This is a genomic window from Acinetobacter sp. BIGb0102, from assembly GCF_003815055.1.
In the GTDB taxonomy this organism is placed as follows: Bacteria; Pseudomonadota; Gammaproteobacteria; order Pseudomonadales; family Moraxellaceae; genus Acinetobacter; species Acinetobacter vivianii.
In genome coordinates this window covers 316,766-332,264 of record NZ_RKQE01000012.1, presented here as the reverse complement: position 1 = coordinate 332,264, position 15,499 = coordinate 316,766, and the positions used below count along the sequence as shown (strand labels likewise).

14 protein-coding genes are annotated in these 15,499 nt (G+C 40.8%); 6 read left to right on the top strand and 8 right to left on the bottom strand.

What is annotated here, in order from left to right; genetic code table 11:
* Positions 1-7: 7 nt before the first annotated feature.
* The 4 genes from lepA to EC846_RS10370 form a co-directional block, all read right to left on the bottom strand.
* Complete coding sequence (lepA, locus tag EC846_RS10385) at positions 8-1,825, bottom strand: translation elongation factor 4 (RefSeq protein WP_005229528.1); 1,818 nt, start codon at positions 1,823-1,825, stop codon at positions 8-10.
* A 990-nt stretch (positions 1,826-2,815) separates the two neighbouring features.
* The gene (locus EC846_RS18575; protein WP_123775126.1) at positions 2,816-3,001 is read right to left on the bottom strand and encodes a hypothetical protein; all 186 of its coding nucleotides are present in this window, start codon (positions 2,999-3,001) and stop codon (positions 2,816-2,818) included.
* A 239-nt stretch (positions 3,002-3,240) separates the two neighbouring features.
* The gene (locus tag EC846_RS10375; RefSeq protein WP_069579599.1) at positions 3,241-3,696 is read right to left on the bottom strand and encodes an acyl-CoA thioesterase; all 456 of its coding nucleotides are present in this window, start codon (positions 3,694-3,696) and stop codon (positions 3,241-3,243) included.
* A 115-nt stretch (positions 3,697-3,811) separates the two neighbouring features.
* Complete coding sequence (locus EC846_RS10370) at positions 3,812-5,188, bottom strand: Do family serine endopeptidase (protein WP_004771503.1); 1,377 nt, start codon at positions 5,186-5,188, stop codon at positions 3,812-3,814.
* 384 nt (positions 5,189-5,572) lie between these two features.
* Between EC846_RS10370 and nadB the strand changes: the two genes are divergently transcribed.
* On the top strand, positions 5,573-7,204 hold the full coding sequence (gene nadB, locus EC846_RS10365) for an L-aspartate oxidase (protein WP_123775125.1): 1,632 nt from the start codon (positions 5,573-5,575) through the stop codon (positions 7,202-7,204).
* 403 nt (positions 7,205-7,607) lie between these two features.
* On the opposite strand, the gene EC846_RS10360 is transcribed toward nadB, so the two are convergent.
* The 4 genes from EC846_RS10360 to pabC form a co-directional block, all read right to left on the bottom strand.
* A complete protein-coding gene (locus tag EC846_RS10360) occupies positions 7,608-8,033 on the bottom strand; it encodes a tetratricopeptide repeat protein (protein WP_123775124.1) in 426 nt (141 codons plus the stop codon).
* An 81-nt stretch (positions 8,034-8,114) separates the two neighbouring features.
* Complete coding sequence (gene tmk, locus EC846_RS10355) at positions 8,115-8,720, bottom strand: dTMP kinase (RefSeq protein WP_123775123.1); 606 nt, start codon at positions 8,718-8,720, stop codon at positions 8,115-8,117.
* Positions 8,720-9,799: an endolytic transglycosylase MltG gene (mltG, locus tag EC846_RS10350; protein WP_123775122.1), complete on the bottom strand. Its 1,080-nt coding sequence runs from the start codon at positions 9,797-9,799 to the stop codon at positions 8,720-8,722. The genes tmk and mltG overlap by 1 nt, the downstream gene beginning before the upstream one ends.
* 1 nt (position 9,800) lies before the next feature.
* The gene (pabC, locus tag EC846_RS10345) at positions 9,801-10,613 is read right to left on the bottom strand and encodes an aminodeoxychorismate lyase (RefSeq protein ID WP_123775121.1); all 813 of its coding nucleotides are present in this window, start codon (positions 10,611-10,613) and stop codon (positions 9,801-9,803) included.
* A 252-nt stretch (positions 10,614-10,865) separates the two neighbouring features.
* On the opposite strand from pabC, the gene EC846_RS10340 reads away from it, so the two are divergent.
* The 5 genes from EC846_RS10340 (at position 10,866) to EC846_RS10320 (ending at position 15,497) form a co-directional block, all read left to right on the top strand.
* Positions 10,866-11,873 carry a sulfate ABC transporter substrate-binding protein gene (locus EC846_RS10340; protein ID WP_004771494.1) on the top strand — a complete coding sequence of 336 codons (1,008 nt, stop codon included), beginning with the start codon at positions 10,866-10,868 and terminating at the stop codon, positions 11,871-11,873.
* A gap of 150 nt (positions 11,874-12,023) precedes the next feature.
* Complete coding sequence (locus EC846_RS10335; RefSeq protein ID WP_123775120.1) at positions 12,024-12,626, top strand: RBBP9/YdeN family alpha/beta hydrolase; 603 nt, start codon at positions 12,024-12,026, stop codon at positions 12,624-12,626.
* A gap of 74 nt (positions 12,627-12,700) precedes the next feature.
* Positions 12,701-13,534 carry a sulfate ABC transporter permease subunit CysT gene (gene cysT, locus EC846_RS10330; protein WP_005256814.1) on the top strand — a complete coding sequence of 278 codons (834 nt, stop codon included), beginning with the start codon at positions 12,701-12,703 and terminating at the stop codon, positions 13,532-13,534.
* Positions 13,531-14,415 (top strand): sulfate ABC transporter permease subunit CysW, encoded by an 885-nt coding sequence (gene cysW, locus EC846_RS10325; RefSeq protein WP_123775119.1) that lies wholly within the window; start codon positions 13,531-13,533, stop codon positions 14,413-14,415. Before cysT ends, cysW begins: the two co-directional genes overlap by 4 nt.
* An 11-nt stretch (positions 14,416-14,426) precedes the next feature.
* Positions 14,427-15,497, top strand: a complete 1,071-nt coding sequence (locus tag EC846_RS10320) for a sulfate/molybdate ABC transporter ATP-binding protein (RefSeq protein ID WP_004771488.1) — start codon at positions 14,427-14,429, stop codon at positions 15,495-15,497.
* The last annotated feature ends 2 nt before the right edge of the window (positions 15,498-15,499 follow it).

The window sequence follows — 15,499 nt, the reverse complement described above, 5'->3', positions numbered from 1 at the left end:
CATTTCTTTATCTATCGACTTTCAATACAGCCAAGAACGCTTCTTGTGGAATCTCTACACTTCCCACTTGCTTCATACGTTTCTTACCTTCTTTCTGCTTCGCAAGAAGTTTCTTCTTACGTGAAACGTCACCACCATAACATTTAGCCAATACGTTTTTACGCATCGCTTTTACAGTAGAGCGGGCAATGATCTGTGCACCAATCGCAGCCTGAATCGCAACATCGTACATTTGACGTGGAATGAGATCTTTCATTTTCTCAACCAGTGCAATACCACGATGACGCGCATCCTGACGGTGGCAAATCATCGCCAAGGCATCAACCTTCTCGCTATTAATTAATACATCCACCTTAACCAAAGCTGAACTTTCGAAACGAACAAAGTTATAGTCGAGTGATGCAAAACCTCGTGAACATGATTTTAATTTGTCAAAGAAATCCATGACCACTTCTGCCATTGGAATTTCAAAAGTAATAGAAACCTGATTACCCAAGAATTTCATGTCTTTTTGTACCCCACGACGCTCGATACACAAGGTCATGACGTTACCTAAATATTCTTGTGGCACAAGAATATGACATTCTGCAATTGGTTCACGTAAGTCTTCAACTGTAGAACCATCAGGCATTTTTGATGGACTGTCGATATAAATAATATCGCCTTTCTTGGTCAGCGCTTCATAAATGACCGTTGGAGCAGAACTAATCAGATCAAGATCGTATTCACGCTCTAAACGCTCTTGTACGATTTCCATGTGTAGCATTCCCAAGAAGCCACAACGGAAACCAAAGCCTAATGCATCTGAACTTTCAGGTTCAAAGAATAAAGCTGAATCGTTAATCTGTAGTTTTTGTAACGCTTCACGGAACGGTTCAAAGTCACTTGAATCAATCGGGAAAAGTCCAGCATATACCTGTGGTTTTACCTTTTTAAAACCAGGTAATGTTTCAACTTCAGGCGTAGATGAAAGTGTGATGGTATCACCGACTGGCGCACCAAAAATATCTTTAATACCTGCAATCACGAAGCCAACTTCACCCGCTTCGAGGATGTCAGTTTCGGTGTGTTTCGGATTAAAAACACCAACAGAAGTTACAGGATGAGTTTGACCTGTCGATTTCACCAACATCTTGTCGCCCTTACGGATACGACCTTGCTTGATACGGACGAGGGAAACAACACCTAAATAGTTGTCAAACCATGAGTCAATAATTAATGCCTGTAATGGCGCATCACGGTCACCTTCAGGTGCTGGAATGACATCCACAAGACGCTCTAGAACGCCTTCAACACCTAGACCAGTTTTTGCAGAACAGGTTGGTGCATCTGTCGCTTCAATCCCGATAATTTCTTCAATTTCGTGAATGACACGTTCAGGCTCTGCCTGAGGCAAGTCAATCTTGTTCAAGATTGGTAAAACCTCTAAGCCCTGTTCAATTGCGGTATAGCAGTTAGCAACAGACTGCGCCTCAACCCCTTGTGCAGCATCGACAACCAGCAATGCCCCTTCACAAGCGGCCAAAGAACGTGACACTTCATAAGAGAAGTCAACGTGCCCTGGGGTATCAATAAAGTTTAATTGATATTCCTGACCATTCGGATGCGTGTAATACAACGTCACCGAAGCGGCTTTAATTGTAATCCCACGCTCACGCTCAAGCTCCATAGAGTCTAATACTTGAGCTTGCATCTCACGATCTTGTAAACCACCGCACATTTGAATGAAACGGTCAGCCAGCGTTGACTTACCGTGGTCAATGTGTGCAATGATCGAGAAATTGCGTATATTTTTGATATCTACGGATTTTTTAGCTTGCGCCATGGGTTACCTTAAGAATATGTACACAACAATCTATTCAATTAAATAACTGACTATTGTTGCGAAAAATAATGTTTAAAAAGTTCGGCACAGTATAAGCACAACAATGTTAAAAATATAGTGTTAAAAGTATATGTGACTTAGACTACATCGTGATGAAGAAAGTAATCTAACAAGGATCAATCGATTTCCTGAAGCTGAACAGAACGATCCAATTAAAAAAGCCAAACGCACCTTTTTGATCGTACAAAGTAGAGAATAGATGATATTAATCAGGAGAATGCCATGCCGGCTTTATTTGAATAATTTTAACCTTAATACATGGCAAATTTAGTTTCAGTAGATTACAAGACATTGGACTGAGCGATAAAGACTCAAGTACAACGATAAAGACAATATGATTCGCTTTCCTCTCTTCCTAGCACTTACCTACATTTCACTTAGGTCACTTATTTGAAAATCAATTTGGGTTGATGTAATAAAAATAAAGAACAAGAGTCGCGAGCAAAAGGCTTGCAAGTGTTAAATAACATCCTACCGTATTGAAGCTTTTTACGAATTTTAAGATATCCATATTTCATGATTTTTGAAAAAGTTGTGACCATTATCACAGATTTGCAGAAAAATGGTGAAACAACTGCCGATAAAAGCACCAATTAAGCCGACAAACTTCCCATATCCTTTTCAACAATCGTTTTCCCGATCAAGCAATCAAAGCAACATCTCAAAATATAGAAATAAATCCCTATCGATCACCTCAAGACTTATCTACGCTCTACCAATAGCAATAAGCCTTCCTTAACTAGAGACACCTCAATAAAATCCTCTAGATCAAAGTGTATAGACATAATTTTTTATATTCTTGAATAGGAGATATAGAGCTTAGTGAAGTGCCAGTTTCAGACTAAGAGCAAATACTTCATCATGCACATCAAATTGATCCAAGAAAAAAGCCGCACTTTAGCAGTACGGCTCTTTAATTATCTTTTTTAATTATTCAATTTTATGCCAGAACATCACAGTTAATTTAAACTCGTATTTAATTAAAAAAGCGCAAGCAATTAGACCAAATCCGACAAAGAGAAATGTGAGGTCGAAAATAATACTCCCTATTACAAGCACAATACTCGCCAGCAAACACAACAAATAAAAAACAACAACTCCTAGGTTGCCATTCATCATCTACCCCAAAATACAATATAAGAATTTATAATTTAAACGAGATACAAAAAGTATACAATCCCAAGCAGCATTAATTTTTACGCATAACTCATGGTATTCAAACGTTTTTTTGAGTATCTAAGCTGTGATTATGTTAATTGGTTAACTTTTCTTTTACTTATTTTGATAAATAAATCATAAAAAGCAGCCAAGCATGTACCGTCCAGCTGCCCTCCAGTCTTTAAATGTTAAAGCGACTAAGACTGTTCATATGAAATTGAAAAATCCATTGGATTTAAATCTGGCGAAATCGGCTGATAGGCTTGCGTAAAACTTGGTGACATCCGTTTTGGGCGACCTGTTTCGATTTCAATACAGGCCCATTTGGTATTTCCAACAAACAGTACACTTTGGTCTTTAGGGCGATAAAATGCATACTGGCGGAAAGAGTACAGTGCATTAATATCATCCAGCCATGTCCGCAAGATCACCTCTTCACCTTCCAGAGCTGCTTTACGATATTGCACATGATGCTCGACAGCCACCATTGCATGTTTAAGTTCAAGATATTGAGCAAGACCCAAACCCAAAGTTTCGATATGCGCTGCGGCGACATCCTGCATCCACTGGATGTACATCACATTATTAACATGGCCCAGCACATCAATATGCTCAGGCTGAACTTGTATTTTTAAATCAAAAATCGTACTCATAATCTGGCTTATTTCATCAATCAAAGTTCAGCGACATACACTAGTCTAAATACAACTGTATTTCAAAATAAAAACCACCCTAAATTAGAGTGGTTTTTATCAATCACAATCAGATTTAAGGTAAACGCAAACCTAAAATCGCACGTTGTCCTTGACGAATAATCGTTACACGCGCAACACTATTTTTTGGTAAAGCGCCCACAGTTTTAGCGAACATCTGGCTATTGGTAATCGCTGTACCATTGACTTGTACAATCACATCGCCCGCCACCAGATTCGATAATGAAGCAAGCCCACCACGCTTCACATCCTGAATCAGAATACCGCTACGAACATCTAAACGCGCTTGCTCAGCAGCAGTCAGGTCACGAATACTCATACCTAAACCGCTAGTCGGATTATTTTTCTCGGCATCAGCGGCTGTATCATCTGGTGCAGTGCCCAATGTCGCAGCAATGGTACGCGTTTTATCATCACGTAAAATTTCTAGCTGAACAGTTTGATTTGGAGCAATACGATTCAGCGCATAAAGTAGATCACCCGTACGCGAAATCGGCGCACCATTGGCTTTCAAAATGACATCACCTGATTTTAGTCCTGCTTTTTCAGCAGGTGATTTCGGTGCGACCTGAGTAATCAATGAACCTTCTGGTTTCGGCAACTTATATGCTTCTGCCAAGTTACGGTCAATATCTTGCATCATGATCCCAAGATAAGAACGTGTCACTTTACCCGTCGTTTTCAACTGTTGTACGACGTCCATCGCCACATCAATTGGAATCGAGAAGGACAAGCCCATATAACCGCCCGTACCACTAAAGATACGCGAGTTAACGCCCACCACTTCGCCACGTTGGTTAAACAATGGACCACCAGAGTTACCTGGATTCAGTGCAGCATCAGTTTGAATAAATGGAACTGAAGTCTCACCACTCATATTACGAGATTTTGCACTTACAATCCCTGCTGAAGCTGAATAGTCAAAGCCAAATGGTGAACCAATTGCGAGTACAGGCTCGCCTACGCGAAGCTGATCCACATTACCAATTCTTAATTCTGGGAAATTGGTTCCATTCACTTTAAGCAAAGCAATATCTGTACGTTCATCACTACCTACCAGCGTCGCATCCAGTTCACGGCGATCATTCAGGATAATACTGATACGGGAAGCATTATCAACCACATGACGATTCGTTAATAAATAACCGTCCTTGCCAATAAAGAATGCACTGCCATAACCCGTTTTTTCCTGTGGCCCCTGCTGTTGCGGGATAATCACCTGATTACCAAAAAAACGACGCAAGATTTCAGGAACTTGTTGTTGTAATAACTCTTCCTGAGTCATTTTCTTTACAACGTTGACACTCACAACAGCAGGACTAACCTGCTCAACGAGGTTTGAAAAATCTACTGGTGAGGCAGCGTTGACTTGAGCAGCTGCTATCGTAAATACAGCAGCATACATTCCTTGTTGTAAATAGCGACTTTTCATGAAGCAAGAACCTACATACTGATGATTAAAATAAATGTTATGGTCTATGTTTTTAGCATAACCCTAACATTCTTTTCGTAAAAAAATGTTTATATTTTCAATGCATACAACGAAATAGACAGATGAAATGTGAATAAATTATGGAGACAATTCCAGACATTCAAATTTCATCTTAAGGTTTTATATTGAACAGCTTAACTCTAGATTAAAACAATGTACTGAAAGGTAATCGTTTTCTGATATTAGACAAAATATGCAAATAATAATTGGTGAATAAATTGCATTCGCTAAAAATTCACTCAATTTCAGGCAGATTGGCCCTTGCCTTTTTGACAAAAAAGCGGTGTCATTAGCGAACGTTTAAAACTGAAGCAGATCGACGACATGCCTGATTTAAAAACAATTCACCATTTTGATGTGATTATTGTGGGCAGTGGTGGTGCAGGTTTAAGCCTCGCACTCTCTTTACCAAGTCATTATAACATTGCAATTCTAGCCAAAGCCGCACTGACAGAAGCCAGTACCTTCTATGCTCAAGGCGGTGTTGCTGCAGTATTAGACGAAACAGATTCTATTCAACAACACATTAATGACACTATGATTGCAGGCGGTCATCTATGTGAACTGGATGCAGTGAAGCATACGGTTGAAGGTGGTAAACCTTCGGTGGATTTCCTGCTTAAGCAAGGCGTGCAATTTACTTTAGATGATGATGAGCAATTACATCTGACTCGTGAAGGTGGTCACTCACAACGTCGTATCATTCACTCTGCCGATGCAACAGGTAAAGCCATTTCAACCACATTGGTTGAACGCGCCAAAGAACGAAAAAATATTACGATCTTTGAAAATTATATTGCGATCGATTTAATTACCCTGCACAAACTCGGTCATCATCATCAGGCCAATCGCTCGATCGGTCTATACGCTTTAGATGAAACCAACGAACAAGTTCATACTTTCCTTGCTCCTTTTACAGCTTTAGCCTGTGGCGGTGCAATGAAGGCTTATCTTTACACGTCTAATCCCGATATTGCGACTGGTGATGGAATTGCCATGGCCTATCGTGCAGGTTGCCGTGTCGCCAATATGGAATTTAACCAATTCCATCCGACCTGTTTATATCATCCAAAAGCGCGCTCATTCTTAATTACCGAAGCGATGCGTGGTGAAGGTGCTTATTTGCGCTTACCAGACGGCGAGCGTTTTATGCTGCGTTTTGATGAACGTGCTGAACTTGCACCGCGTGATATTGTGGCACGTACCATCGACCATGAAATCAAACGTTTAGGTATTCGTCATGTCTGGTTAGACATTACCCATAAATCGCCAGAGTTTATTACTGAACACTTCCCGACACTGTATGCCCGTTTGCTGGAACTTGGTATTGATATCACCAAAGATATGATCCCTGTTGTACCTGCAGCGCATTACACCTGTGGCGGTGTGGTGGTCGATGAGCATAGCCAAACGGATTTAGACGGTTTATATGCGATTGGTGAGACCTCTTATACAGGCCTACACGGCGCTAACCGTATGGCAAGTAACTCATTACTCGAATGCTTCGTTTACGGTATGAGTGCAGCAGAAGATATCGAACAAAAGTTTGATGCAGACTTTAAACTGCCAGAAGTCCCTTCGTGGGATGAAACGCAAGTTACCGATGCTGATGAAGATGTGGTGATTCTGCAAAACTGGGATGAACTTCGTTCCACCATGTGGAACTATGTCGGTATTGTACGTACCACTAAACGTTTGCAACGAGCTCTACACCGTATTGAAATGTTGAAACGTGAAATTACCGAGTACTATCAGGATTATCGAGTCAGCAAGAACTTGATTGAATTACGTAATCTCGTTTTAGTTTCTGAAATGATTGTACGTTGTGCAATGGAGCGTAAAGAATCACGTGGTCTGCATTACACGCTGGATTATCCTGAACTCTCAGATGAGATTCGCAAGACGGTGCTCACGCCACCAAACTTTAAGGTAGAACAACCGTTGGTGAATGAATAGGACTTTTAATTTATTCATCTATTATTTTTTTAATTGGCACTGCCTCATATAGCCAAAATAATTAACTATTGTTTGTATAGGCGATACATTACTTTGAAGGATCAAAGTAATCAAAATCCCTTGTTGGTCAGAGGGTACATCCTTGTTACCCCTGCCCAACTGGCGGCATCCATGCCGCCGTTCTCGATCGTAAATAGCAACTTGAATTCAAGTACTAAGAATCAGGCTATTGTCAGATTTGATATTGCTTAGAGCCTATTTCAAATTTATTTTAAAAATTCAAACTCACCATCTAATGAATATTTATTAAATATAACGTTATTTACTGACTCATAAGAATCTTATCCCCCCCAAATAGAGGCATAATTATTTTACTGCACCAAAAACCAACTGATTGAATTTACTATATTTTAATATTTTCTTCTAAAAACTCTAAATATTTAGGATTATCTTCCATGAAAATATCGATACCCCCACCCATATAAGCTCGAACAAATTCATCTTGTGCTTTTTCCCAATTGCCTTGTTCGAAATAATGCTGGCCTAAGCGAAAGTGTATATATGGATTACCCAAACCATTTGGACATTGCAGAGCATTATAATAAGCTTTAAAAGCTTTCTCATTATTATTGAGATGCAAATGTACATCACCTATCGCTACATATATCCATGTTGCTGCCTCCCACTCTTGATGATTTGGCGGTAACAACAGTAAAGCATCTAAATATGAATCTTTTGCCTTCTCAAACTGTCTCGCTGCGACTTGATTATCCCCTTGCTTACATAAAGCCATGACATTTTGATGAACAACATCAGCTAATTGTTTCATAAAAAATTAACCACACATAAGTAAGTCATTGATAACTATATTAGTTCACAATAATGTCAAATGAATTATATAAAACAGCTCTTAGAGCTGTTTTATATAATTCAATGCCTCTTCAAACACAAGATCCGCATTCTGTGTTGCATCCAACCGCTTCATCCGCTCAGGCTCTGCTTTCCACAAGGTCTCATAACCAGCACGCACTTTGGCAAAGAAACTCAACTTCTCTTGCTCAAAACGATCCAGTGCACCACGCTCTCGCGCACGAGTCATGCCCAACTCAATCGGTGCATCCAGCCAAAAGGTAATATTCGGCATTTTCGCGACAAAAGTTTGATTTAAGAGTTGGAGCTTTTCCTGACTTAAACCGCGTCCAGAACATTGATAAGCAAAGCTGGCATCGGTAAAACGATCACTCAACACAATCTTCCCTGCCGCTAATGCAGGTAAAATCACTTGCTGTAAATGCTGTGCACGAGCAGCGTAAATTAATAACAGCTCGGTATCATGACTCATTTGCTCTTCATGATTCACCGCCAATAATAATGAACGAATCTGCTCAGCCAATGGTGTGCCGCCAGGTTCACGGGTCAACACCACTTCTTTACCTTGCTGTTCAAAGTACTGATGAATTTTACGAATCAGCGTGGTTTTTCCTACGCCTTCCGTCCCTTCAAAACTAATAAACATTATTCGCCCTGCTTTTTCTTTGAACGTAGCACAGTTAAGTATTCTTGCACTGCGCGATTATGGTCTTCTAAAGACGCGGTAAATTTATGCCCACCATTACCTGTGGCAACGAAATAGATATTTTTAGCATCATCAGGATGCATCGCTGCTTCAATTGCCTTCTTACTTGGCAAAGCGATTGGTGTTGGTGGTAAACCATTAATGGTATAGGTGTTATACGCAGTCGGCGTACGCAAGTCATTGCGGGTGATATTGCCTTTATAATTCTCACCCATACCATAAATCACGGTTGGATCAGTTTGCAAACGCATACCCATTTTTAAACGACGCACAAATACACCTGAAACCTGCTGTAATTCACTATCTAAACTGGTTTCTTTTTCGATAATCGAAGCCATGATTAACGCTTCATACTTATCTTTATAGGGTAAATTCGGTGCTTTTTTTGCCCAAGCGTCATCCAGTGATTTCATCTGACGGCGATATAAATCGGTTAAGATTTTTTTATCCGTTTCGCCTTTGGCAAAGAAATAAGTATCAGGCGCAAACAAACCTTCTGGATGCGTATAAGGAATATCTAATTGTTTTAATAATTCAGATTGAGGAAGATCAAGCAACGTATTGGTGACATTTGAGTCTTTTCGTAAACTTTGGATCAGCTGAGAAAAAGTTGTGCCTTCAATCACCAAAATACGATTCATCTGTGCATTGTCCGCATCAGACAACATATCCATGACTTGACGGATACTCATGCCTTGCGAAATTTCATAGACACCTGCTTTCATAGTGTCGTGAATCATAAACTTCTGATAAAGCTTTAGAACAATTGGAAAATTCACGTTATTTTCTTTGGCCAAACGATCAATAAATCGTGAATACGTATCGCCAGAAGAAATCACCAGAAGTTGCTTTTTACCTTCTACAGGATAATTTTTAAATAAACTTGACCATACAATGCCAAAGATCGCCAATACAAAGATAACAATGGCGATCAAAAAGGCTTTAAAAAAAGAAAATCTGGATTTCGGTTTAGCTTTGGGCTTTTTCTTACTTTTGCTGGAACTAGGCGGCTTTGGCATATTAATCAATCTGGCTAAGTTTTAAAGTTTCAAATAAATCAAGATAAGGTTGTTGCTCTAAACAACGGTCATGAAATCGAATCACCGCTTTCATCGGGTGCAAAGCATTGCAGAAAAATAAACTCTGAATACGTCCAATTTCATTCATATCAATACAACGTTGCTCACAAGGAACATGATATTGCTGCATTCGTGACAAGATTTTGGCGCGCATCACACCGTGGACGCCATTATAGCGAAGTTCTGGCGTAATCCACCGATCATTTATACGAATAAAACAATTACTGCTCACCCCTTCAACAATAGCGCCCTGTACATCACTGACCAATGCTTCCAGCCAGCCTTGTTGATCTGCCTCTTGCTTGAGTAATACCTGCTCCAGTCTATTTAATGTTTTTAATCCAACCAAATGCGGCATGTTCAACCCCAAAGCATGATTTAACATGCCACTTTCAATCCATTCAGGTTGAAAAGCCTGTGTCACTCTTGGGTAATACCAGACGTAGATGTCAGCAGCATGCAACGGCAGACTATAACCTCGATCACCTTCACCACGGCTAATCACCACTTTTAAAGTGCCATTGAGATTTGAATGTTGCTGCTGTAAATGCACAAATGACTTTTCAATCAAGGATAAATCTGCATCCAGACTTAAGCGACTACAGGCCAGTTTTAAACGTGCAAAGTGCAGTTCTTTTAGCTCAAAATTTCCATGAAAAATACGTGCAGTGGTAAAACAGCCATCACCGTAATGAAAAGCCCGGTCTAATAAAGGAATGGAGTCAATCAATTGTCCATTTTTATAACATTGCATGATCTAGGCACCTATTCACTCTATACAAGACCGTCTATGACAAGAAATAAGCCATTGATTTTAAATAAGTATAACAATTAAAAACGTGAATTAAAAATTTCTTATTTATCAATAATTCAGCAAAGCTTATCTCTTTTATCTATTTCTATTTTTTTCATAACAAATTCGATTTTAATTATTTTTTTTGCAAAAAAACTGGCGTTATGCTGCGTACATATTCCAAACAGTGATTTAGATTTTAAGGGGTTTTCCATGCGTTTTTCTCAAGTTAAAGTCGGCGTAATTGCCGCACTACTCTCCGTATCGTCATTTGCGGCACAAGAATTTTTAAACGTTTCTTATGACCCAACTCGTGAACTCTATACAGATTTCAATAAACAATTCGGTACGTTCTGGAAACAACGTACAGGTCAAGACATCGACTTTAAACAATCACACGGCGGCTCAGGTAAACAAGCCCGTGCCGTGATTGATGGCTTGAATGCAGATGTGGTCACACTTGCGCTTGCAGCCGACATTGATGAAATTGCTCAAAATGCAAAATTACTTCCAGCGGATTGGCAAAAGAAATTACCGAACAACTCTACGCCGTATACCTCAACCATTGTCTTCCTTGTTCGTAAAGGTAACCCAAAGCAAATCAAAGATTGGGGTGACTTGATTAAACCAGGTGTAGAAATCATTACACCAAACCCAAAAACTTCAGGTGGTGCACGTTGGAACTACTTAGGTGCTTGGGCTTGGGCTAAACATCAAAAAGGTGGTAACGACGCTAAAGCTCAAGAATTTGTCCGTCAAATTTACAAGCAAACCAAAGTTCTTGACTCTGGTGCCCGTGGTGCAACCACAACCTTTGCTGAACGCGGTATTGGTGACGTCTTACTGGCTTGGGAAAATGAAGCTTACCTTGCAGTACGTGAGCAACCAGGCAAATTCGAAATCATCACCCCTTCTCTGTCAATTCTTGCAGAACCACCAGTTGCTGTGGTTGAAAAAAATGCTGAGAAAAAAGGTAACTTACAAATTGCTCGTGGTTACTTGAACTATCTGTATTCACCAGCAGGTCAAGAGATTGCTGCACGTAATTTCTATCGCCCACGTAATGCAGCGGTATTAAAGAAATATAGCAATGTATTCAAACCACTCAAACTGGTCACGATTGACCAAGAGTTCGGTGGCTGGACCAAAGTACAAAAGACTCACTTTGATAACGGCGGTGTGTTTGACCAAATCGTCAAACTCAACAACTCAGGGAAATAAAAAAATCTCCCTTGCGCTGCTATAAACGCAGCTCACCTCTTTTGCAAGAGGGGAGTTATACAGATTTTAGTTTAGTTACTAAATTCGTGTTACTCCTCCCTTTCTTAAAGGGAGGTTGGGAGGGATTCTAAGGGGATAAGGAGAATAGACATGATTCATACTGTAATTGTTCCAGGTGTAGGTGGTAGCGAAGCGCAGCATTGGCAGTCTTGGTTACAACAGCAACTCGTGTCTAGCTCTCGCGTTCAACAGAAGCATTGGGATCGCCCTGTGCTGAGTGAATGGGTTGCCCAATTTGTTAAAACGGTTGTTGCTGCCCCAGCACCTGTACAAATCGTTGCACATAGCTTTGGCTGCTTAACCAGTGTTGCTGCGCTTGCAGAACATCCTGAACTCAGAGCTAAAGTGAAAAATCTGGTGTTAGTTGCCCCTGCGAATCCTGCACGTTTTGGTGAAGCTGGCTTTGCCCGCCATAGTTTGATGGACTATAAACTGTATTTTCAGCAACTTAAAATTGATGTACCAACCACACTATTGATTAGCGAAAATGATCCTTGGTTAGGTTATGTCGATGCCTTACAACTGGCACAGGCTTGGAAATTGACACCCATCAATTTAGGTCCTGTTGGTCATATTAATGTTGCTTCCGGATTTGGCCCTTTCCCAGAGATTCTGAACCACTTGCTGCCTGAAAAAAAGACGCAGCTCGTCGCCCGAATGCGTCAGGCAAATTTTAATCTGAAATTTGCCTAACACCGCCTCCGTATTTTTAGTATTCGCATTATTTATTTGCTTTTTTAGCAAACATTTCTCTTTGAGGAAACATCATGTCGCAGCGTTCCCGAGTGCTGCCTGGGTTTGGTCTCTCATTAGGCTTCACCCTCGCTTACGTGTCTTTGATTGTGCTTATTCCTTTATCTGCTGTCTTTATCAAATCTTTAGGGATTGGATGGGATGGTTTATGGGAAATCTTAACTTCAGAACGAATTTTAAAGTCCTTACAACTGAGTTTTAGTGCTGCATTGATTGCTGCTTTGGTCAACGTGGTATTCGGCTTATTGCTGGCATGGTGTCTGGTTCGCTACACCTTTCCAGGTAAAAGAATCGTTGATGCATTGGTTGATTTACCCTTCGCGCTACCCACTGCGGTTGCAGGTATCGCATTAACCTCTTTGTATGCACCTACAGGCTGGATCGGACAATATCTGACTCCTCTCGGCATCGAAGTAGCTTATACCCCGATTGGTATCACACTGGCGCTCATCTTTATTGGTTTACCTTTCGTGGTTCGTACCGTACAACCCGTATTAAGCGATATTGAAACTGAACTGGAAGAGGCTGCTTCTGCCTTAGGTGCCAATCGTTGGCAGACCATTACCAAAATCATTTTACCGATTTTATTCCCCGCTTTACTCACAGGTTTTGCTTTAGCTTTTGCACGCGGTGTTGGTGAATATGGTTCGGTGATTTTCATTGCAGGTAACCAACCTTATAAAACAGAAATCGCACCGTTGATGATTATCTCTCGCTTAGAGGAATATGATTACGCAGGTGCAACCACCATTGCTGTGGTTATGCTCATCCTCTCTTTCGGCATCTTATTTTTAATTAACTTGGTGCAAGCATGGGCTAGCCGTCGTACAGGGAGAGTTGCACAATGAGCTTAAATACCAATAGCAATGCTTTAGCTCTAAAACTGCAAAGCAGAGATGCAACCCGTGAACCCACTTGGGTCCGTTATAGCTTGATTGGTGTTGCACTGATCTTTTTCCTCAGTTGTTTGATCTTGCCGCTGATTTTGGTTTTTGTTGAAGCATTTAAACAAGGTTTGACCGTTTATATCAACGCCTTAACTGATTCGGATACCTTATCGGCAGTGAAGTTAACGTTACTTACCGCAGCGATTGCCGTGCCCATTAATGTCGTGTTTGGTGTTGCAGCAGCATGGGCAGTTGCAAAATTCCAGTTCCGAGGTAAAGCCATCTTAACCACGATTATTGATATGCCTTTCTCGGTATCACCAGTAATTGCAGGTTTAATGTTAGTCCTGATTTTTGGTACACAAGGCTGGATGGGCAGTTGGTTAATGGACCATGACATCAAAATCTTGTATGCCGTACCTGCGATTGTATTAGCCACCATTTTTATTACTGTTCCCTTTGTAGCCCGTGAATTAATTCCTTTGATGGAAGCACAAGGGACTGAGGAAGAAGAAGCAGCGATTGTACTTGGTGCTTCTGGCTGGCAAACCTTCTGGAGAGTCACTTTACCGAATATCAAATGGGGGCTGATTTACGGCGTGATTCTGTGTAATGCCCGTGCAATGGGTGAGTTCGGTGCGGTATCCGTAGTTTCTGGTCATATCCGTGGTCAAACCAATACCTTACCGCTACACGTCGAGATTCTTTATAACGAATATACCTTTAGTGCTGCATTTGCTGTGTCTTCATTACTGGCATTTTTAGCGATCATCACTTTGATCTTGAAAACGTGGCTCGAAGTCCGCCAAGAACAAGCAAATAAACATCAGCCCAATCACTAAGGAATAAACACATGAGTATTCAAGTTAAAAATATTGAAAAACACTTTGGTGCATTCCATGCGCTAAAAAATATCTCTTTAGATTTTCCTGAAGGTGAATTGGTTGCCCTACTTGGTCCTTCAGGCTGCGGTAAAACAACATTATTACGCATTATTGCAGGATTGGAATCTGCGGATGGTGGTCAGGTTTTACTTGAAGGTGAAGACGCAACAGACATCCACGTGCGTGAACGTCAGGTCGGTTTTGTATTCCAGCACTATGCCCTGTTCCGTCACATGACAGTTTTTGACAATATTGCCTTTGGCTTACGTGTTCGCCCACGTGCAACACGCCCGTCAGAAGCTGACATCAAAAAACGTGTGACACGCTTACTTGATTTGGTACAACTTGGTTTCTTAGCAGATCGTTACCCTGCTCAGCTTTCCGGTGGTCAACGTCAACGTATCGCATTAGCCCGTGCGCTCGCAGTTGAACCACGTGTTTTGTTACTGGATGAACCATTTGGTGCGCTTGATGCGAAAGTCCGTAAGGAATTACGCCGTTGGTTACGTACCTTACATGATGAACTGCATATCACGTCGATCTTTGTGACCCACGATCAAGAAGAAGCTTTAGAAGTTGCAGATCAAATCATTGTCATGAACAAAGGTGATGTCGAACAAATCGGTTCACCACGTGAAGTGTATGAAAAACCAGCAACACCTTTTGTTTTTGATTTCCTTGGTCAAGCAAATCGTTTTGAAGCTGAGCATACTGGCGGTATTATCCGTATCGGTGATGATCGTATTCAGCTACCAAGTCTATTAGACGCACCACAAGGCAAAGTGATTGCATTTGCACGACCAAATGAATTACATATTCACACCCAACCTCAAGCCAATACCATTGAGGCAACGTTCTTACGTGAGGTATGGATTGCTGGCCGAGTTGTGGCTGAATTACAAGATCGTAGTGGACGAACGATCGAAATTTTATTAAGTGTAGAAGAAGCGAACTTACATCAATTCAAACCAAATCAAACCGTTTGGATCAGTGCGGCTCAACTTCATTTATTTGCAGATCAATCAACGCAAGTTGCTTAGAA